At 45.6% G+C, this 19,787-nt stretch carries 18 protein-coding genes; 5 read left to right on the top strand and 13 right to left on the bottom strand.

From position 1 onward, the window contains the following. Window positions 1-681: 681 nt before the first annotated feature. On the bottom strand, window positions 682-3,294 hold the full coding sequence (gene adhE, locus MHI55_RS20645) for a bifunctional acetaldehyde-CoA/alcohol dehydrogenase (protein WP_340386733.1): 2,613 nt from the start codon (window positions 3,292-3,294) through the stop codon (window positions 682-684). A 430-nt stretch (window positions 3,295-3,724) separates the two neighbouring features. Here adhE and MHI55_RS20650 point away from each other — a divergent pair, with 430 nt between their 5' ends. Further along, on the top strand, window positions 3,725-4,441 hold the full coding sequence (locus MHI55_RS20650) for a Crp/Fnr family transcriptional regulator (RefSeq protein WP_101313605.1): 717 nt from the start codon (window positions 3,725-3,727) through the stop codon (window positions 4,439-4,441). An 87-nt stretch (window positions 4,442-4,528) separates the two neighbouring features. Here the strand turns inward: MHI55_RS20650 and MHI55_RS20655 are convergent, their stop codons facing one another. From MHI55_RS20655 to MHI55_RS20680, 6 genes are all read right to left on the bottom strand, one after another. After that, a complete protein-coding gene (locus MHI55_RS20655) occupies window positions 4,529-5,242 on the bottom strand; it encodes a hypothetical protein (RefSeq protein WP_017687552.1) in 714 nt (237 codons plus the stop codon). 197 nt (window positions 5,243-5,439) lie between these two features. Then, window positions 5,440-6,171, bottom strand: a complete 732-nt coding sequence (locus MHI55_RS20660) for a hypothetical protein (protein ID WP_101313604.1) — start codon at window positions 6,169-6,171, stop codon at window positions 5,440-5,442. 194 nt (window positions 6,172-6,365) lie between these two features. Next, window positions 6,366-6,662 carry a helix-turn-helix domain-containing protein gene (locus tag MHI55_RS20665; protein WP_074096966.1) on the bottom strand — a complete coding sequence of 99 codons (297 nt, stop codon included), beginning with the start codon at window positions 6,660-6,662 and terminating at the stop codon, window positions 6,366-6,368. A gap of 331 nt (window positions 6,663-6,993) precedes the next feature. Further along, window positions 6,994-7,722 carry a trehalose utilization protein ThuA gene (locus tag MHI55_RS20670; RefSeq protein WP_017687549.1) on the bottom strand — a complete coding sequence of 243 codons (729 nt, stop codon included), beginning with the start codon at window positions 7,720-7,722 and terminating at the stop codon, window positions 6,994-6,996. Window positions 7,723-7,746: 24 nt separating this feature from the next. Further along, window positions 7,747-8,715 (bottom strand): sugar phosphate isomerase/epimerase, encoded by a 969-nt coding sequence (locus tag MHI55_RS20675; RefSeq protein ID WP_017687548.1) that lies wholly within the window; start codon window positions 8,713-8,715, stop codon window positions 7,747-7,749. A 201-nt stretch (window positions 8,716-8,916) separates the two neighbouring features. After that, complete coding sequence (locus MHI55_RS20680; RefSeq protein ID WP_339191531.1) at window positions 8,917-10,029, bottom strand: Gfo/Idh/MocA family oxidoreductase; 1,113 nt, start codon at window positions 10,027-10,029, stop codon at window positions 8,917-8,919. Window positions 10,030-10,219: 190 nt separating this feature from the next. Between MHI55_RS20680 and MHI55_RS20685 the strand changes: the two genes are divergently transcribed. After that, window positions 10,220-11,038 carry an AraC family transcriptional regulator gene (locus tag MHI55_RS20685; RefSeq protein WP_036674960.1) on the top strand — a complete coding sequence of 273 codons (819 nt, stop codon included), beginning with the start codon at window positions 10,220-10,222 and terminating at the stop codon, window positions 11,036-11,038. A gap of 25 nt (window positions 11,039-11,063) precedes the next feature. Here the strand turns inward: MHI55_RS20685 and MHI55_RS20690 are convergent, their stop codons facing one another. Then, a complete protein-coding gene (locus MHI55_RS20690; protein WP_036674958.1) occupies window positions 11,064-11,378 on the bottom strand; it encodes a hypothetical protein in 315 nt (104 codons plus the stop codon). A gap of 32 nt (window positions 11,379-11,410) precedes the next feature. Then, window positions 11,411-12,349 carry a Gfo/Idh/MocA family oxidoreductase gene (locus MHI55_RS20695; protein WP_036674957.1) on the bottom strand — a complete coding sequence of 313 codons (939 nt, stop codon included), beginning with the start codon at window positions 12,347-12,349 and terminating at the stop codon, window positions 11,411-11,413. Window positions 12,350-12,470: 121 nt separating this feature from the next. Between MHI55_RS20695 and MHI55_RS20700 the strand changes: the two genes are divergently transcribed. Then, window positions 12,471-13,160: a VTT domain-containing protein gene (locus tag MHI55_RS20700; protein ID WP_340386735.1), complete on the top strand. Its 690-nt coding sequence runs from the start codon at window positions 12,471-12,473 to the stop codon at window positions 13,158-13,160. A 181-nt stretch (window positions 13,161-13,341) separates the two neighbouring features. After that, window positions 13,342-14,304 (top strand): peptide-methionine (S)-S-oxide reductase MsrA, encoded by a 963-nt coding sequence (gene msrA / locus MHI55_RS20705; RefSeq protein ID WP_127545601.1) that lies wholly within the window; start codon window positions 13,342-13,344, stop codon window positions 14,302-14,304. A gap of 103 nt (window positions 14,305-14,407) precedes the next feature. On the opposite strand, the gene MHI55_RS20710 is transcribed toward msrA, so the two are convergent. From MHI55_RS20710 to MHI55_RS20720, 3 genes are all read right to left on the bottom strand, one after another. Further along, window positions 14,408-15,643 carry an MFS transporter gene (locus MHI55_RS20710; protein ID WP_340386737.1) on the bottom strand — a complete coding sequence of 412 codons (1,236 nt, stop codon included), beginning with the start codon at window positions 15,641-15,643 and terminating at the stop codon, window positions 14,408-14,410. Window positions 15,644-15,725: 82 nt separating this feature from the next. Beyond that, on the bottom strand, window positions 15,726-16,334 hold the full coding sequence (locus MHI55_RS20715) for a TetR family transcriptional regulator C-terminal domain-containing protein (RefSeq protein WP_340386740.1): 609 nt from the start codon (window positions 16,332-16,334) through the stop codon (window positions 15,726-15,728). Between the two features lie 137 nt (window positions 16,335-16,471). Further along, on the bottom strand, window positions 16,472-17,272 hold the full coding sequence (locus tag MHI55_RS20720) for a lipid II flippase Amj family protein (RefSeq protein WP_036614460.1): 801 nt from the start codon (window positions 17,270-17,272) through the stop codon (window positions 16,472-16,474). Window positions 17,273-17,663: 391 nt separating this feature from the next. On the opposite strand from MHI55_RS20720, the gene MHI55_RS20725 reads away from it, so the two are divergent. Further along, the gene (locus MHI55_RS20725; protein WP_340386742.1) at window positions 17,664-18,134 is read left to right on the top strand and encodes a DUF2188 domain-containing protein; all 471 of its coding nucleotides are present in this window, start codon (window positions 17,664-17,666) and stop codon (window positions 18,132-18,134) included. Window positions 18,135-18,259: 125 nt separating this feature from the next. On the opposite strand, the gene MHI55_RS20730 is transcribed toward MHI55_RS20725, so the two are convergent. Further along, a complete protein-coding gene (locus MHI55_RS20730; RefSeq protein WP_036614465.1) occupies window positions 18,260-18,994 on the bottom strand; it encodes a YitT family protein in 735 nt (244 codons plus the stop codon). Window positions 18,995-19,787: the final 793 nt, after the last annotated feature.

Raw genomic sequence — 19,787 nt, forward strand, 5'->3', positions numbered from 1 at the left:
TAAATTCACACTTAGCCACTGCGCGGGCAGAACAACTTCCGCTCGCTGTTATCCCCGGATTTTTTCAATTTTATATTTCAAAGGGGAAAATCCGGGGATAAAGGCGAACGCTCCGCTTCTTCAGTTTTTTCTGCCCACTCCGTTATTGTGTGAACATCTGGCTCAAACAGCCACATCACGGATTCCGTGTAACCTCTATAGAACCCTTTTGCTCCTCTACGCTCGGAGCAAATCAAATCTTAGAAAAAATCCTGAAAAACAGATGCTCGCTCTTCTGTTTTTCTGCCCACTCCGTTAATGTGTGAACATCTGGCTCAAACAGCCACGTCACGGATTCCGTGTAACCTCTCTAGAACCCTTTTGCTCCTCTATGCTCGGAGCAAACCAAATCTTAGAATACTCCTGAAAAACAGATGCTCGCTCTTCTGTTTTTCTGCCCACTCCGTTATTGTGTGAACATCTGGCTCAAACAGCCACGTCACGGATTCCGTGTAACCTCTCTAGAACCCTTTTGCTCCTCTATGCTCGGAGCAAACCAAATCTTAAAATACTCCTGAAAAACAGAGGCTTCACTCTTCTGTTTTTCTGCCCACTCGTTATTGTGTGAAAGACGGCAATCGGGGCTCCCCTCTCGGGGAACCCTGATCTTCTTGCCGTAAGGCACGCTTCGTTCTAGATTTATTATTCAAACTTTCCGTAGAAAGCGTTGCGGTATACATCAGCCAGTTCAGTTACCAGCGGCAACTTCGGATTGGCAGTTGTACATTGGTCTTCGAAGGCACGGTCAGCCAGATAATCGACATGTGCTTCAAAGTCTTTGGCATCAAATCCGATTTCCTGGAACGATTCTTCAATACCCAATGTTTTGTTCAGTTTGCGAATGGCATTGATGAGACTGGTTACCCCTTCTTCTGTCGTACGAGCAGGCAATCCCAAGATGCGGGCAATTTCGGCATACCGCTCATCCGCTACAAAGTGCGAATATTTCGGGAACGATGCAAATTTGGTCGGTTTTTTTGCGTTGTAACGAATGACGTGCGGCATCAGAATGGCATTGGTGCGTCCGTGTGCGGTGTGATACTGACCGCCCCATTTGTGCGCCAAACTGTGGTTAATGCCCAGGAATGCGTTGGCAAATGCCATACCAGCAATCGTTGAAGCATTATGCATTTTCTCACGTGCCAGTTTATCTCCTTGCAGTGCCGATTGCTCCAGGTATTGGAATACCAGTTGGATTGCTTTGATCGCAAGTCCATCCGTGTAATCATTTGCCATTACAGACACATAAGCTTCAATCGCATGCGTCAGTACGTCCATCCCTGTATCCGCTACAGCCGTTTTAGGCAGGGAGTATACGAACTCCGGATCGACAATCGCTACGTCTGGTGTCAGCTCATAGTCGGCCAATGGATATTTGGTGTTACCTTGATTTTTATCTGTGATAACCGCGAACGATGTCACTTCAGAACCTGTACCCGATGTGGTTGGGATCGCTACAAATTTGGCTTTTACGCCGAGACGTGGATATTTGTAGATCCGTTTGCGGATATCCATGAATTTTTGTTTCAGGTCGTTGAAGTCCGTGTCTGGGTATTCATAGAACAACCACATGGCTTTGGCAGCATCCATCGGTGATCCACCGCCAAGTGCGATAATGCAGTCTGGTTGGAAGCGGCGCATCATTTCGGTTCCGCGATCTACCGTTGTTGTGGATGGATCTGGCTCAACATCGGAGAACACTTCGATCGCTACTGGCATTTGGCGTTGACGCAGATAGTGTTCTACCTTTTCAACATATCCAAGCTTCACCATCATAGCATCCGTAATAATGGCCACACGTGTGATGTCAGGCATTTTGGCAAGATACTGCGTTGCCCCTTTTTCGAAGTAGACTTTGTTCGGCACTTTGAACCATTGCATATTCACGGTACGGCGAGCCACCCTTTTCACATTGATTAAGTTCACAGCGGTTACGTTGGAAGAAGTCGAGTTACGTCCGTATGATCCGCATCCCAGTGTCAATGAAGGCATGTTTGTGTTGTAGATATCCCCAATGGCACCGTGTGTGGATGGTGAGTTCACAATAATCCGTCCGGTTTGCAGACGATCTGCGAATTTGCCAATCACTTCTTCATTTGTGGAGTGGATAACCGAGGAGTGACCCATGCCGCCAAATGCAACCACTTCTGCTGCACGTTCAATTCCCTCTGCTGCCGTTTTAACTTTGTAACAAGCCAGTACCGGGCTTAATTTCTCAGCCGACAATGGGAATTTAGTACCTACCCCTTCAATCTCGGCCACAAGAATTTTGGTGCCTGCTGGAACTTCAATACCGCACAATTTCGCAATGCTCACCGCAGATTGACCAACAATCGCCGGATTCACCGCACATTTCTCGGCATTAATCGCACCTGCTGTCAATTTTACTGCTTCATCTTTGTTAACAAAGTAACAGCCATTTGCGATCATTTTTTTCTTCACTTGATCAAAGATCGGTTCTTCAATGATGACCGCTTGTTCAGAAGCACAGATCATGCCGTTATCGAAAGACTTGGACAGGATCAAATCCGTTACTGCCTGATTGATATCCGCGCTTTTCTCGATAAAGCAAGGTACGTTACCCGGTCCTACGCCCAGTGCAGGTTTACCACAGCTGTACGCTGCACGTACCATGCCTGATCCGCCTGTTGCCAGAATGAGAGCCACATCATTGTGATTCATCAGTTCGTTTGTACGATCCATGGAAGGATCATCAATCCACTGGATACAATCTGCTGGTGCACCATGTTTCACAGCCGCTTCCAGCAGGATTTTGGCAGCTTCCCGGCTACAATTCTGTGCAGATGGGTGGAAGCCAAAGATGATTGGGTTACGCGTCTTGATGGAAATCAATGCTTTAAACATCGTCGTTGATGTTGGGTTGGTAACTGGTGTAATACCCATGATGATGCCGACCGGCTCCGCAATTTTCTGGAAGCTTTCATACTCGTTATCTTCAATCACACCTACGGTTTTATCGTACTTGATACTGTGGTACACATATTCTGTTGCAAATATATTTTTGGTGATTTTATCCTCATATACTCCGCGGCCTGTTTCTTCTACGGCCATCTTGGCGAGCATCATGTGTTTATCCAGACCCGCAAGCGCCATTGCTTGCACAATCCGGTCAATCTGCTTCTGGTCCATTTTCATGAATGCGGCGTGTGCTTTATTCGCTTTGTCGATTAACGTTTGAATATACTGACCTGCTGTCGGTTCTTTTGCTGGGGCGACTTCGTTCTTTACAGCCATCTCCCTCATCCTCCTAAAGGTTCGTATTAGTTTGTCTCTCTCGTTTACATTCACATCGTAACATGACAATAAACTTAATTATGTGATTTTTTTCACAAAGTATAACAAATTTAATTTAAGTTTTGTAGTGTCCTTCATACGACCATTTTCACTTCCTATTTAAAATATAGGGCTGTAAAATTCATCCTCTCCATCAAAAGTGAATTTTATCACAATGTTTGAAATTTCGTCATTTTTGCCCCCTTTCCTTCCCCCTCAAACGGTAAGATTAGGTATATACTGAACTTAAAAATTGAACCACCGCAATTTGTACCGTCCTTCCTCCCGGCCGAGATGACCCTGATCAGGACGGCAACGGTTTGCGGCGAACCTCGGAGGCTACTGCTTACTACAGAAGGTCGTCCGATGGACATAAAGGGGAGATAGACTTATGAGAGAACTAACAACTGTACTGGAAACGCGCGGTAATACTAACTGTTTCTCGGAAGCAAATTTCAACCATCTGCTGGTTACCATGAAAGATAGAACCTATCCGGAAGGTACACATCTGTACTGGGAAGGCGACATCTCTGACAAACTTTATTATATGAAACGGGGCCGTGCCCAGATCACCAAATCCACGGATGAAGGCAAGGAACTGATCATGTACATGTATCAATCCGGTGATATGATTGGGCAGGCTGATCCCTTCTTTGGCTCTAAACACAGCTTCTCAGCGGAAGTATTGGAGGACAGTGAGATCGGTGTACTGGAACATAAAGACCTGGAAATGTTAATCTGCCAGCATTGTGACTTCGCGATCGATTTTATGAAATGGATGGGCATCCACCACCGGTTGACACAGACCAAATTCCGGGATCTCATGTTATATGGCAAACCGGGTGCACTTTGCTCCACCCTCATTCGGTTGTCGAATTCGTATGGTGAGCCTCATGGAGAGCATGTCATTATTCACAAAAAAATTACCCACACGGACCTGTCCAATATGATTGGAGCCACTCGTGAAAGTGTAAACCGCATGTTAAGCGACCTGCGTAAGAAAGATGGGATTGAATATGACAATGGAATGATTGTCATCAAAGATCTGAAGATGCTGCAAGGAATCTGTCACTGTGAGCTTTGCCCGAACGAGATCTGTCGTATTTAATATTTGACTATGCTGATCGGATCTTGTTTATATATTTAATGAAAAAAAGCCCAGTTCTCTAAAAAGAGATTGGGCTTCTTGGTATACTTAGGATGCATTGGTTAATTCGAGCTTTACCGCATCACGTGGATTCAATTTCATGTCCAGACCATTTTCCATTAATTCTTTGTCATTCACCATAATGACCCACCGCTCATTCATACGAGGCGTGACATTCTCGACCGAGACGACAAATTTGTTGTTCTCCGACATTCTTACAATGCCGCTGGACTTCAACACATCGCGAACTGTGCACTCTTGAACGTAGACGCCGGCATATTGACGATTAAGGGTTGGCATAATGTTTCCACCGCTAACCTTGAGTAACGTTGTCTGATATGCAACGCCATCCCCCCCACTGTCAGCGGCTTTCACGTAAATGATCACTTCATCTTTGGCATGAAGCTCCATGTCCCAATCTTCCTGTTCAATATCCTTGCCGTTTAATTTGACAGCCCAGCTCAGCGAAGAATCCAGAGAAACTTCACCCACGGATTGAATCCGCTTGCCATCTGCCGTAAAATCAACCAGTCCGCTATTGAGTAATGCTTTTTTGAGTGTCAAACCCTCACTAAAATCTCGCTTAATGGACTTTGTTGCATCAGGCAAAAACGTACTGCCATCTACAGCCACTGTGATTGTATTCGCTGTTTCTGTCTCTTTGACAATTGGCTGCTCAGAAGGCTGTGTCTCACTACAACCAGCCAAGATCGCCAGTAGGAGCAAACATACACCTATGTAACCGGGGATTTTCTTCATCATGTAGGTAACACCACCCTGCGTAAAATCATTCACCCTGTTGTCCATAACCTCTATTATGGCACAACCTTCGGCAAAAAAAAGTGTCAAAGCCGTTACTTTTATAGGCTACCGCCTGCAAATAAGGCTTGTACAAGAAAGAGAGCCTGCACACAGGCTCTCCAATCTATATCATTTTTATGTTCTCATTGGTTACGTTATCATTGGACACTAGCCTGCATGTATGTCCGTCCTCCATCGCCATCTTTCAGATATGGATTAAGCCCGAAGAACTGCTCCTCAGATACGTATACACCTGTCAGCAATCGCCCTTCAAGCAATCCACCGTCAACCTGCACGCAACATGAAGGTGCGTCTACATACTCCTGATACAACGGAATCTGCCCATATTGTTGATGGACCTTAAATACCTTGCCTTGCTCATGCAAAGGCCGTTCCGAGAAATAGGTAGGCACAATATAACGGGCAATGACATCCAGCTCCTGCACGCTATAAAAGGGTTCATCACCAAGCCATGGTGCAAACATTCGAATCTTCTCATATTGAGACCAGACAACCGCCTGAATCAGCATTTCTGCCTGAACCAACCGACCTTCTCCCACATCTAAAGCCAATTGCTTACCATGCATAGTTTCTTCCATCTGAGACATCGTTGAATCAGGTTGTCCCAGCTCACATCCGATACACTTCCAGCCCCTGGACGTTTGAATCCATTTTTGCAGCACCGCCGGAGCTAATCTCGGACCATCGCTGTTCACAGAATGCGTATTCACTTCGGCAAGATCATCCTTAACCGAACGGGAATAGGCTGTGCGCTTAAACAACTCTGCAGCTTTTTTGTAAATTAGATGGACCTGAATGGATGCGCTCTCAAGTTCTGCAATATCTTTTTTGCCGTAGCGTACTTCACGGGATAAGCTTTCTTCTCTCATGACAAGTGGGCCTCCTTCGCTCCGGCCGTCTGTGGCCATTTTCTATAGATTATACTACAACTCATGACAACATGTGCATAGCCCAAGAGAAAAACGCCGATCAACATAGTACTTAAGACAAAAACCCCTGATTTCCACAGAAATCAGGAGTCTATGTCATTCATGCAACAAAAGTGGGTGATATTGCTTATGCGTTAGTCAACCCACTGCTCAGCCCAGTCTTGAATTTGATTCATGACAGGCTGGAGCGCTCTACCTTTATCCGTCAGTTCATATTCAATACGAACTGGCGTCTCGGGATAGACGTGACGAACCAGAATACCTTCACTCTCCAGATCTTTCATCCGTTCGGATAACATCTTATCACTCATGGATGGAATCAGATTGGAGATATCCTTGAATCGCTTCGAACCACTCATCAATGTTTGAATAATTAAACCATTCCAGCGCTTGCCCAAAAAAGAAAACGCCGTCTCAAAACGCGGACACATCCGCAAGTCTTGACCTTCCACATTAATCACCTCTTTAGAGATCACTCAAATCAACTTACATTTTGTTAGTATATTTCATAATAACATATTTAAGCTTCAAAGAAAACGCCTGCAACTAAAAAGTTTAAATTTTAGAAGCATATCATCCAAAATGGATCATACATCCCAGTATACATTACACGCTACGTCGTCACCATGGGAAATATCGTATAACTTCCCCATAGTACTATCTTACCCAAAAAGAACCCAGCTGCCACAGTCATCAATGACTCGGAGAAGGGTTCTTTTTGAATAAAACTTATAATTTCCATTACACGATTGAGTTAGTGAATTAGACCAGCACGCCACCAAATGGTCTTACAGGTTCGCTCTTGCCAAATTCCGGCTTAAAGCTGCGGGCAGGATATGCCCATTTCACAGCATTGCTGATCACTCTTAATATTTCCGGTTTGTAATAGGTCGGATACGTCTCATGACCTGGTCGGAAATAAAAGATTTTACCTTCACCACGCCGGAACGTACATCCGCTCCGGAATACTTCCCCACCCTGGAAGTTGCTCACAAACACCAGTTCATCCGGTACTGGAATATCGAAGAATTCACCGTACATCTCTTCTTTTTCCAATACAATCTTGCCTTCGATGCCATCCGCAATCGGATGAGATGGGTTAACACACCATACAATTTCCTGCTCGTCAGCTACACGCCACTTCAGATCGCAGCTTGTTCCCATCAGCGCTTTGAATGGTTTGGAGAAATGACCTGAATGGAGCACAATCATTCCCATCCCGTTCAGCACTCGCTGCGCAACCTTCTGTGAGATCTCATCGCTTACGCGATCATGTGCCATATGTCCCCACCATATGAGCACATCTGTGGAATTCAGCACTTCATCACTTAATCCGTGTTCAGGCTGATCCAGTGTAGCTGTACGAATAGCAAAGCCTTCGCCGCCAAGTCCGTCAGCCAGTGCTCGATGCAGACCATCCGGGTAGACTTCCCTTACTTCATCGTGAATTTTCTCATGGACAAATTCATTCCAAATGGTGACGTTGATCATATTCAATTTCCCCCTAGTGTAGCTCTAAACCCACCACATATCGCCCAGCGGTTCTTCGATTAATACTTGCTGGAGATTTTGCACGGCTTTAGAGAATCCTTCTTCAACCGACATCAGACCGTCTTCGTGCTCAATACTTACTACATAATCATATCCGACCAGACGCAAGGCACTCATAATGTCTGCCCATGTCTTGTTATCATGTCCATAACCAACCGAGCGGAACTGCCAAGCCCGATCCAGCATATTGGTATAGTCCTGCATATCCGTTACACCGTGTTTGTTCACGTTGACCGGATCAATCGTTGTATCTTTTGCATGGAAGTGATGGATGGCTCCTTCACGTCCTAAGATGTGAATTGCCTGAACCGGATCAATACCTTGCCACCACATGTGACTTGGGTCCAGATTGGCTCCGATCACTTCACCTGCTGCTTCACGCAGTCTCAGCAAGGTTGCTGGTGTATGAACGGAGAATCCACCGTGTAGTTCCAATCCAACTTTTACGTTACGATCTGCTGCAAACTTACCCCACTCTGTCCAGTAAGGGATCACTTTGTTCTCCCATTGCCACTTCAGGATCTCCTGGAAGTCATTTGGCCATGGTGCAACAGGCCAGTTCGGATATTTGGCATCCTCATGGTCTCCCGGACAACCGGAGAATGTATTCACTACAGGTACTTCCAGCTTCTCAGCCAGTTCTACCGATTTAACAAAATCATCGTGAAATCCTTTGGCAATATCCTTTTGCGGATGTAGCGGGTTACCGTGACAGCTGAGTGCACTGATCGTCAAACCACGTGATTCCACTGCATTTTTGAAGTTTTTCAATGCTGTAGGATTGCTTAATAACTCATCTGGCTTACAATGTGCATTGCCTGGATGTCCACCTGTTCCGATCTCTACTGCTTTTAATCCCTTGGATGCTACATAATCAAGAGCATCCTCCAATTTACGTCCTCCGAATAGTACCAAAAATACGCCGAGTTTCAAGTGCGATTCCTCCCTGGATTAGATATCGTATGATTGCTGAATTCATGAATATTGAACTGTATACAATTACCGTTCAGATCACATGCCTGTTTGATTAGTGTGGAAAATCGAGAGTGTTTCTATCCTGAAATTGAACGTAAGAATACTGGTTATTCTTCACCACTTGTAAGAGCATCAAGCTGCGAACACTTTTTTCTCGGACTAGTGTGATTCCACGGTTTCAACCTCAGTTTGAACTGTGCGAGTTACTGCAAAAGAATCATAGTTGCTCTCCAGATGTATGTGCTTGCCTTCAAGTGAAGAACGCTGGAATGAGTGCATGGCTTCCAGTACGTGATAAGCAAGCTTGCCACTGGCTTTGTGTTCCCGTCCGGCACGAATGGATTCAACCATTTCGGTTACGCCGATGCCTCGTTCGTTTTGTCCACTTTCGAAGACTGGTTTGACCGTCTCCCAAGTGTCTTGACCGTATCTGCGAACCTTCACTTCCCCGTTAAAATAATTGGGGTCCGGTACACTAAGCGTACCTTCTGTACCATAGATTTCAATACGTGGCAGATCCGAAGCTCCGCGAATATCGAAACTGGTAATCATGGTTGCAATGGCTCCTTCTGCGAAATCAATGGTTCCTGCCAAGTGAGTAGGCGTCTCTACTTGTAGCGCTGTACCTTCCTTCGGTCCGGAGCCAATCTTGCGATCTGCAATCTGTATGCCTGCCGAGGCGCTGATTCTGCGTATCGGTCCAAGCAGCGTAATCAGAGCGGTCAGGTAGTAAGGTCCCATATCAAACATCGGTCCGCCACCTGCAACATAAAAGAACTCCGGATTAGGATGCCAAGCTTCTGGTCCTCCACCCATGAAGAATGAAGTCGCTGCAACCGGCTTGCCAATCAGCCCATCCTCAATGGCTTTACGAGCTGTCTGTATGCCTGAACCAAGGAAGGTATCCGGTGCAGAGCCAACATACAATCCCTTTTCCTCAGCCAACTCAACAACCTTGCGACCATCCTCAAGAGAAATTGCCAGCGGCTTCTCGGCATACACATGTTTGCCTGCTTCGAGTGCAGCCAGATCGGTCATGGCGTGACTGCCAGGAACCGTAAGGTTCAACACAAGTTCAATTTCGTTATTTTGCAGCAACTCATCTACATTGTAAACGTTTGCGATATTAAATTCATCTGCCCGTTCCTGAGCGCGTTCACGAATCAAATCCGCAACAGCCACGACTTCAATGACCGGGTTGTTTTTGAGATTTTCCAAGTAGATGGCGCTGATGTTACCACACCCGATGATGCCTGCTTTCATTTTCTCCACTGTGACGTTCATCTCCTTACGCATGGTGAAAATCTGCGTTTGAATGGTTGAGATACATATGTTTTGTTGGATGTTTCCTGTTCCTTAAATCTAATACTATGGTATTCCGTTTCAGCTTCAATTAAAATGAATAATATGATTGAAACATGAACTATCTGGTCATAATTTTCAAATTGCAAGGAGTATGCCCATGCCGACAGATCAAACCTGCCAAGTTCTTACAGCAGGCTTTTCATTTCATCGTAAACCCTACGCTATGGTGCAGCCTGAAGGGGTGAAGAACTACCTGTTAAGACTGCAAACAGACGGACGTTGCCGTGCACGCATAGACGGGGACATGTCCCTGGTGGATGCGGGCGATCTGCTTCTTTTTGATCCTGACGAACCCTATGAGCTGAGAATAGACAATGAAACCAATCCGATGGGAGAACGACTAGTGGAGAGTGGTGACTATCACATCTTCTTTAATGGTTCCTGGGTGGATGAGTGGTGGAAACGTCACAAACGGCCGACCCGAATCAAAGTCGAACTGACGGAAAGTCTCTTGGTCCTGTTTCGACAGCTCGTACTGGAGCAGCGCCGCATCTCCAATCCTTATCCGGAAATTTCAAGTTATTATATGCGAATTTTATGTCTCGAAGTGGATCGTCTGCTCGCGGAGCATCCAACGATAACCAACACCAATTATGTGGCTTATGAGATCAAAAACTACATTGAAGAAAACGCTTCCTCTTTATTCAAGCTCGATGATGTGGCAACACATATTGGCATCAGTGTTTCACGGGGCGTTCATCTCTTCAAAGAAGCGTTTGGCAAAAGCATCATGCAATACACGCTTGACGTACGGCTGAATATGGCCAGGGAACGAATTATTTTCAGTCCAATGACCCTGGAGCAAGTGTCTGAGTCTTCCGGCTTTAACAACTATACCTATTTTCATCGGGTATTCCGTTCCCGGTTCGGCATGTCCCCGAAGGAATTCCGCGTCATTCACCGGGAACAGATGTAATCATACCAGTATACGTAAGTTGAACTTATTTGCGCGCGGCTATGGCCTCGGATACAACCATCGCCAGATCTTCATTGCCAAACATGGACAACACGCCAAGTACCGTATCATCCGGGATTTCACCGGCTTCCTCCTTGGATACAATCAGCTTCTGCACCTGCTGCAAACGCTCGTTGCTCTGCTGATCCGGGTAGGCTTGCCGGTACATCTCTTCCGGGTCCAAACCATTATTGACACACCACTGGGCAAATACGAGGATCATCATCTCTTCTTCCTGTTTATAGGTTTCTACAACAGCTTCCTCGATCTGTTTATTACGTTCCTTTTCATATTCATCCATGACTTGTATTCCTCCGTATGTGTATTCTGCAATTATTTGCGAATCAATTGTTCCGCCAGTTCATGACTGTCCATGACGTGACTTGCACTGATCAGGCAATCATCAGGTGAGTCCAGACAAGCCAGGAAATTATCAACTGCTCCGCTAAAACCTCTGCGTGTTAACACGGTTTCCCAGCTCCCGAACGTTTCTTTGGTTTCCAGACTCCCCTGTTCCATGCAGCTGATCGTGTCCATGTTCACCACTTCAACAGATCGTCCACCACCATGCAATTCGATCTTCTCCAGATCTGCCCCAGCTTCACGCACCATATCGAATCGACCGTAGGCTGTTCTGCCCAGCTTGGCCGTTCCGGTTGCGTGCAGCAGTCTGTCCAGATCATTCTTCCGAATCCATTGATGAAGCAACTCCACATTATGATCCGAGTACCACAACATCAGATCCAGCATATGGATGAGATCATCATAGATGGTTTCAGCCGCAGGACGATCCTGAATGCCTGTACGATGTTTGGTCACTGTCAAGGATTCAAAACCTTTTCCACCCTGCATCCATTCTTTCGCTTTTTGGTACATCGGTGCGAATCTACGGTTAAAGCCTACTGCGAGTAGCAGCCCTTGTGCCTCGGCAAAAGCAGTCATCTCTTCCGACTCCCGAATCGTATAGGATAACGGTTTGTCTACGTACACGGCTAATCCCTGTTCCAGACATTGCATGACAATGTCAAAGTGCGCTTCCGTTGCTGTATGTACAAACACCGCATCCAAGTCCCAGGACAACAGTTCTTTCAGATCCGTTGTTCCCCGTTCTAATCGATACGCCTCCTGAACGGCTTTGACCGGCTCCGGAGATCGGTTCATAATGCCTACAATCTCCACGTTCGGATGAGCTGTTAACAGCGGCAAATATACTTTACGTGCAATATCGCCGAGGCCGATAATTGCAACTCGTTTACGTTGGGTTGTTTCCATGATGATCATTCCACCTTCAGTTCGGTTCTATATTTCCACGTCCTATAGTGTAACCCTTCGGACAGCAACTTGCCAGTGATTGCAGCACACTTCGCACGAATTGTTCAGACAATGGGCGAACGTGGTAAACTTAGGAGGAACAGCAGTACAGATCGGGACACGACCAGACCTGCCTGATCTGAAAGGAGCGTTTGGGATTTTGCGAAAATGGTTATGGCTTCTGTTATATGTTTTACTTGCAGGAGTCACGTTTATTTACAGATATGAACTGCTGGCCTGGACAGATCTTCATCAGTCCATTCCGCTGTTACTCGCCATGGCAACATTGTTTGCTCTTGTGCCTGTAATTCCTTATAAGTTTGTTATTATCGCCTTTGGTTACAGTTACGGTACCACCACGGCAGCCTGGATATGCTGGCTTGGCACCACACTTGCAGCCATGCTCGTGTATGGCGGAGCAAGAACCATCTTCAGACATCAGGCGAGATCGTACCTCGAACGTATTCGGGGTCTGAACCGTTTTACCACATGGATGGAAGCACATCCGTTCATGGGTGTCATGTCGATGCGACTGTTGCCGATCGTGCCTCAGATGGCCGTTAATATCTACGCAGGTATAACGTACACGCCATTCTGGGTCTTCATGCTTGCCACGGCCATTGGGAAAATGCCAGCGATTTTTGTATTTGCCTATGCAGGTGCACAAGCTGAAACCTCAATCTGGCTGAGCCTGGCCATCCTTGCCGGATATCTGGTGCTCATGGCCATTGTATTGCTCTTATTTCGCTTTCGGTCACGCAACAAAGCCTGAATTCAGAATTCGCAAACCGTTCAGATTCAGCTTGTTTTCATTCCGGCTTGGTTGGCTTGCCAATTCAGGATATAATAGAAGAGCAAGCCTAATGCTTGTGTAACAAGTTTTAATAAAACGGTAGATTGCTGGAGCTCGAACACGAGCGCTAAATCTTCATCAGAAATGGAGTGACTATAGCATGGAACAACATTCAAGTGAGTTAGCAACTTTTGCAGGCGGATGCTTCTGGTGTATGGTATCCCCCTTTGAAGAACTGCCCGGTATTCATAAGATCGTATCGGGTTATACAGGAGGACATACCGAGAATCCAACATATGAAGAGGTCTGCTCGGAGACAACAGGACATGTAGAGGCTGTGCAAATTACGTTTGACCCTGCCATCTTCCCTTATAAGAAACTGGTTGAACTGTTCTGGCAGCAGATTGATCCTACGGATACAGGCGGGCAATTCCATGACCGTGGATCTTCCTATCAGACGGCCATCTTCTATCACAGCGAAGAACAGCGCCAGATTGCGGAAACTTCCAAAGCGGAGCTGGGACAAAGTGGACGTTTTGACAAACCAATCTTCACTCCGATTTTGCCAGCCAAACCGTTCTATGAAGCGGAAGAACATCACCAAAATTATCACCGGAAGAACCCTGCCCATTACAAACGCTACAGCAAAGGTTCTGGACGTGTAGATTTCATCGAACGCAACTGGACCGGTAACGTGGATAAAGACGGTCTGAAAGAGCGTTTGACGCCGATTCAATATGAAGTTACGCAGAACAGCGCGACCGAGCCTGCATTCCATAACGAATTCTGGGATCACCACGGTGATGGTATCTATGTGGACATCGTATCTGGCGAGCCATTGTTCAGTTCTACCGACAAATACGACTCCGGCTGCGGCTGGCCGAGCTTCACACGTCCATTGCGTGACCACAACGTGAAGGAAAAAACCGATCTCAGCCACTTCATGATTCGTACCGAAGTGAGAAGTCGTGAGGGCGATTCCCATCTGGGTCACCTGTTCAACGATGGTCCTGCCGAAGCAGGTGGAATGCGTTATTGCATCAACTCTGCGGCACTTCGTTTTGTACCCAAAGAAGACTTGCAAAAAGAAGGATACGGTGAGTACGCCGTCCTTTTCCAATAAGTTATAATGCAAATACAAAAAGAGCAGTGGGATGATCCCGCTGCTTTTTTGTTGTACATTCTTTTTTTCATAGACAAACTATTGTTGCATGAGAATGCATTGATTAGGTTTGGCTCGAAGAGATTTCCGAATTTAATTGGCTGGCAGAAGCCGTCTGATCATTACGAAATTGAATTCGCATCGCTGGAACAATACCCATGATCATCACGGTAACCGAAATTGCGTAGACGATAAAAATGGATGTGCTGTTCATCAGTACACCTGCCATGGAAGATCCAAGAAGCATACTTCCTATGAATAAAGGGGTGATGGTGCCATTCACTCTCCCGATCAAGTGCTCATCTATCCGAGTGACCAAGTACGTGGAGATGATGACGTTGATAAATGCCATACTGATTGAGCTCAAGAAGCTGATCAAAAGGGTCAGCCAGAACCAACTGGATAACACTTCCCCCATCGTGGCTACAGCCAGACACAGCACACCTACAAGCAGAGTTAAGGTCTGGTTCAGCTTGGCACTTACAGCAGCCGCAATACCTCCTCCAATCAATAAACCTATTCCGGACGCTCCAGAGAGAAACTGTAACGACGTTGCTTCAAGTCCCAGACGTTCAGTGATCAGAAATATTCCAAGTGGACTGATGAGACCTGCAGAAAGCCCTATACAGATGAATACCAGACTAAGCATTTTTAACGAGCGAGATCGAGCAACATATTGCCAGCCCTCTTTGATATCCGCTAATAATGAGGTACTTGTTACCCGCTGAGTGGCGTCTTTAGGCAGTAATGTGAGTAGAAGCGCAGAGATCAGGAATAGAATGAGTAATGCGTACATGGATGCCTGAATTCCCATTGCAGTGTATATAAACGTTCCGACGATTGGACCGAGAATTAAAAACAACGATTGACCACTCTGGGTAATAGCAATTGCAGACTGCAAATGTTCTCCCTTTACATTTCGCCTCACAATCTTTAGAGAGGATGGTTGAGAAAACTGGCTAACGATAGAGGATACAAACGTGGCTACGTATAGAATCTGCCAATACCCGGAAGATAAAACACCGATAATCATGACAATAGACAACGCACTCAGAATATCCCCCAGTATCATCGTACGTTTGGGATTCCAGCGATCAGCAAGTGCACCACCAATGATGGAGAAAACAAAAATCGGGGCATATTCAAGTACGGTAATCAGCGAGACAGCTATTGGACTTCCTTGAGTTCGATCCATTACATAATAGAGGATTGCCATATTCCGGATCCATATCGCCAGATTTTGTAGCAGATCAGACCCTGTCACGATTAAAAAAGCTTTGTTTCTGAACAATGTGTTCATTCGCCATCTCCTCTTTTAAACCGACTGTCCGGTTTATTAATATTTAAAAAGAAAAACTGACAGTTACATCAGCTTTTCATAATTAATGTTGTTGAATACCTGCCAGCAGACTGGCTATGCCTTTGTGGTAAATACGACGAATATCCGTCAGGTCCTTCTCATAATAGAGTGTAGTCAATCCGCTAAACAGACCGTAGATGATGTGCATTACATCCTGTGGGTCATCCGGTTTTAACTCTCCATCTTCCATCCCTTTAGTAATAATGGACTCGTATGTCGCATACGGAATTCGGATCAGGGAAAGCATCTCATCAAGCATCTCCTGACTGACGACCTGACCCGAGACAAACTCGTTAATGGCGTGATTCAGCGGGTTAGCCAAATCATCTACATAATGGTCAGCAAGTCCGTACAGTTTGTCTATGGCAGTCTTATACCCGGATTCTTTGTCCAGCCAAGCATCCATCCAATCTTCATTGTTAAGCTTGATTAGATACATAAATAACTCTTCTTTGCTTTTGAAATGATAATAGATGCTGCCTTTACTCCGATTGTTAATCGTACATATGTCTTCCATGGAAGTTGCACTATATCCCTTTTGGGCAAACAGTTCCTTGGTATTACGTGCAATGTCTTTCTTTATCTGGGTAACATCTTTTCTTCGTTTAACTTCGATTGGAAAAACCTCCATAAATTAAACCGACTATTCGGTCTAATAGTATCACAGCACAAATACCCCGTCAATTCAATTTGCTCAGGCACCCTCTCATTTGCTGTTTCAAAAGGATGTACAAGAGAGTGCCTGGCTACAATTCAGGAAAGAAGTCGTCACATCATACTTACAATCCAACCGATCCAATACGCAAATGGAATTAATAACAACTGTGCCAACAGAGTACCGAATAAACGGGATACGAGCATGCATCCATAGATCTGATTCATGCGATCCAAACGGATCTCGCCACGTAATGATTTGTCACTGAGCAGGGAAATCCGCGGATCAATCAGGATGGTTAACAAAATAGTCGCTATTCCGTTAATTAACCCGGTTGATTGGGATGCAGCTACAGCCTGCCCTGGGTAAAGGTACGCTGCGTATAAGCTGGACAGGACACCTGTGGTATAGATTGCGGTTACCGCTACATTAAGCAGCATTAACCGTCTTGGCATCCCATGTTGTACCAATCGTTTGGCCATCTTCCAGGATGGCGGGGTGATGTAATACGTTGCATTTCTAATCTTGCTTCGCTTCAGCATACCGCGAACCATCGCAGGGATGGAACCGGCTGCTTCAAAATGTACAACCATTCTTGATGAGAGCTTCACCATGGTTGGAAAACACAATATGGCTAATGCCGTTCCAATTGTTGCCGCACCCATTAACCAGTGCAGCTGCGCCGCAAAGTGTGGATTGGTTCCACGTGTTGCAGTATCCACTAGATTACCTACCATCGGACCCTGGGCCATATTCGAGGTTCGAGAAACCAACAACAAGATACCTGCCAATGAAATGGCCAACGCGATTCTGCGGGTGCGTAATCCACCGAGGCGGAGCGCGTATGACAAGCTGTCTGCGGCATGAATCAGCATGGTGAACAGCATAGGGATTGCCAGACTAAGACTAAACATATGTACGTACTCCTTTATATTCCTGTTATTGAACTTATTTCTTTCATGGACAGCATTATACTCCTCTGACTTGCAAAAGTATAGGAACGAGATCCCTTTATATAAGTTGAAATAAAGAATGTTTACACTGGACACTCCGATGACAGAACAACCTTCCGATCGCTGTTATCCCCAGATTTTTTTGATTCCTTTTATAAAGGGGTAAATCCGGGGATAAAGGCGAACACTTCGTTTCTTCAGGTTTTTTCTGTCCTCTCCGTTTCGTGTAAATGTTTATTTCAATTTATATAGATCATCGGTAAATGCACTTACGACCTCGGATGTTCATCGTTTATCCCTCACCTCAGAGGGTAATATACAACTAATCCATTATTGTACAGGAGGGGTTTATATGCCTTGGAACAAACATGATTATCCGGTATCCATGAAGAACCTGGAACCACGTGTCAGACATAAAGCAATTGAGATTGCCAATGCTCTGCTCGATGACGGGTATGAGGAAGGACGCTCGATTGCCATAGCGACAGCTAAGGCGGAAGAATGGGATGAAAATCATCCCGCACCGGAAAGTTCGAAATCGGACTCCACATCTTCTTCCGATAATTCCAACCCTAAAAAGTCGTCTTCCACAGATCGCCGTCATTCCGAGCCCGTCTCTTCGTCCAAAAGTCATGACAACATCCATGTCGTGCCTACCGACTCCGGTTGGGCGATCAAGGAAGAAGGAAAGTCTACCTATCTGTCCACATTTGATACTAAGGCAGAAGCTGTAGATAAGGCCAAAGAACTGAGTAGCAAACAAAATATTCGAGCGATTATCCATAATCAGGATGGTCAGATTGCTTCTTCGATCAAGTCTTGAATGAATCGGAAAACAACAAAATCCCTTTTGCTGCTGAAGAGCAGTCAAAAGGGATTTTGTATGAACTTTAACTATCAAGACCTGAATATGATGCATACAGGTTATGGTTGTTCTGAAACGTATGGTTAATTGGATACCCCTCTAGCCACCGTAGTCCGTTGTGAAATAGCAGCAGCGTTAACTGCCTTGGCTGCAGCCGATGGCATCGGCAATTTCACCGCCGAAGTTGTAACCACGGTTCCGCGAGCCGGAACACTAACGACGTACGTGATGACTTTGCTGGCAATCCATACGGCCAGAATCGTATATAAAGTTTCTTTTACCGGAAGAAAGAAAAGCGACAATCCCAATACAAAAGCATCGCTGACAAAGAAAACTGTTCCCAGCTTCCATCCCTTCCAGCGGCTAACCAGCACGGCGAGAATATCGTCTCCACCTGTCGCTCCACCGAATCGAAGCACGATCCCAGCGCCTACCCCTGTCAATATACCGGATAGAACTGCCGGAATCCACAGATTTCCGTTAAACGACAATACCAGTGTGGAGTATCGTTCAAAGCCGTCATAGAATAGGGAAAATGCACCGACGCCAAGCAATGCCTGAATCATGAATTTCCAGCCTTTAAGGAACCAAGCCAGGATCATGACCGGAATGTCCAGTAACAACATACCGATAGCAGGTGATAAGCCTGTTGCGTATTTTCCGAGCAGGGCCAGACCAACAAATCCGCCCTCCGATAAATGATTCTGAAAGTTAATGTGATAATAAGCAAAAGCTAAAATAAATGTACCGAGTAGCATAATGGCGAATTTGATCGCCTCTGTTTTAACGTGTTGTAAGGTTAACGATGTTCTCTTCATTCAGGTTCCCTCGCAGTTTGTAGGTTGGTTTTTTAGACCGACCGTACCCTGCAAAAGGTAAGCCTGGAAGAAATCATCGTGTACGTCCTTCGAATATTCATTCCAATCCCCTCTTTCGCAGAGTCAGCCGTTTTTTTGAAACCGGTTGGTGTACTCTACAAGGGGCGCTATGTGTATGAGAGATCGTAACGTTTCCAGATCGTCCTTGGGGAGATTGTCCTTCGGGAACTCATGGTATCCTGATCCTTTCTGTTCTGTTGTGGTTAGCTGTGCTCAGTTAAACTGAAAAATAACTACAATGCGTAAGCTTGAACATTTAATTGTACACTTACACTTGGATTACAGTACCCTCTTTTGATCGCGGTTATCCCCGGATTTTTGGAATTCCATTTTCCCTCTGGGGAAAATCCGGTGATAGCTTATGCTTCCGAATCTGCTTTCATTCAAAAAGCTTTCAGACGAACGCTTCGCTTCTACAGATGGGTTCTGCACTCTTCGTTCCTGTGTAAATTGTAAATCCAACTTACAGCAGTTGCAAGTTCATTCAGTTTAAACACCAAAGCTAACTTGCTTGTTCTTCTATTATATAACACCAACGTGACCGGGTCTAAACAGTAGACCCCTCAAAAACAGGCATAAAGCAGCCTTTGGACTGCTCCAGCAGTCATACGGCAACACCAGGATAAGCAATGCTTGCTAATGGTGCAACCTGCTCCTTTATTCTATGACCAAAGCTTCCAAAAATAACTGTCAGTCACCCAACTGTGACAAATTGGGGCCTTTTTTTATTTTC

Source organism: Paenibacillus sp. FSL E2-0151 (genome assembly GCF_037993015.1).
Lineage (GTDB): Bacteria > Bacillota > Bacilli > Paenibacillales > Paenibacillaceae > Paenibacillus > Paenibacillus amylolyticus.

What these genes read in the sequence shown, in the direction of transcription:
- adhE (WP_340386733.1), bottom strand. Translation starts at nt 3,294, where the DNA reads ATGGCTGTAAAGAACGAAGTCGCCCCAGCAAAAGAACCGACAGCAGGT.
- MHI55_RS20650 (WP_101313605.1), top strand. Translation starts at nt 3,725, where the DNA reads ATGAGAGAACTAACAACTGTACTGGAAACGCGCGGTAATACTAACTGT.
- MHI55_RS20655 (WP_017687552.1), bottom strand. Translation starts at nt 5,242, where the DNA reads ATGATGAAGAAAATCCCCGGTTACATAGGTGTATGTTTGCTCCTACTG.
- MHI55_RS20660 (WP_101313604.1), bottom strand. Translation starts at nt 6,171, where the DNA reads ATGAGAGAAGAAAGCTTATCCCGTGAAGTACGCTACGGCAAAAAAGAT.
- MHI55_RS20665 (WP_074096966.1), bottom strand. Translation starts at nt 6,662, where the DNA reads ATGTGTCCGCGTTTTGAGACGGCGTTTTCTTTTTTGGGCAAGCGCTGG.
- MHI55_RS20670 (WP_017687549.1), bottom strand. Translation starts at nt 7,722, where the DNA reads ATGATCAACGTCACCATTTGGAATGAATTTGTCCATGAGAAAATTCAC.
- MHI55_RS20685 (WP_036674960.1), top strand. Translation starts at nt 10,220, where the DNA reads ATGCCGACAGATCAAACCTGCCAAGTTCTTACAGCAGGCTTTTCATTT.
- MHI55_RS20690 (WP_036674958.1), bottom strand. Translation starts at nt 11,378, where the DNA reads ATGGATGAATATGAAAAGGAACGTAATAAACAGATCGAGGAAGCTGTT.
- MHI55_RS20695 (WP_036674957.1), bottom strand. Translation starts at nt 12,349, where the DNA reads ATGGAAACAACCCAACGTAAACGAGTTGCAATTATCGGCCTCGGCGAT.
- msrA (WP_127545601.1), top strand. Translation starts at nt 13,342, where the DNA reads ATGGAACAACATTCAAGTGAGTTAGCAACTTTTGCAGGCGGATGCTTC.
- MHI55_RS20710 (WP_340386737.1), bottom strand. Translation starts at nt 15,643, where the DNA reads ATGAACACATTGTTCAGAAACAAAGCTTTTTTAATCGTGACAGGGTCT.
- MHI55_RS20715 (WP_340386740.1), bottom strand. Translation starts at nt 16,334, where the DNA reads ATGGAGGTTTTTCCAATCGAAGTTAAACGAAGAAAAGATGTTACCCAG.
- MHI55_RS20720 (WP_036614460.1), bottom strand. Translation starts at nt 17,272, where the DNA reads ATGTTTAGTCTTAGTCTGGCAATCCCTATGCTGTTCACCATGCTGATT.
- MHI55_RS20725 (WP_340386742.1), top strand. Translation starts at nt 17,664, where the DNA reads ATGCCTTGGAACAAACATGATTATCCGGTATCCATGAAGAACCTGGAA.
- MHI55_RS20730 (WP_036614465.1), bottom strand. Translation starts at nt 18,994, where the DNA reads ATGAAGAGAACATCGTTAACCTTACAACACGTTAAAACAGAGGCGATC.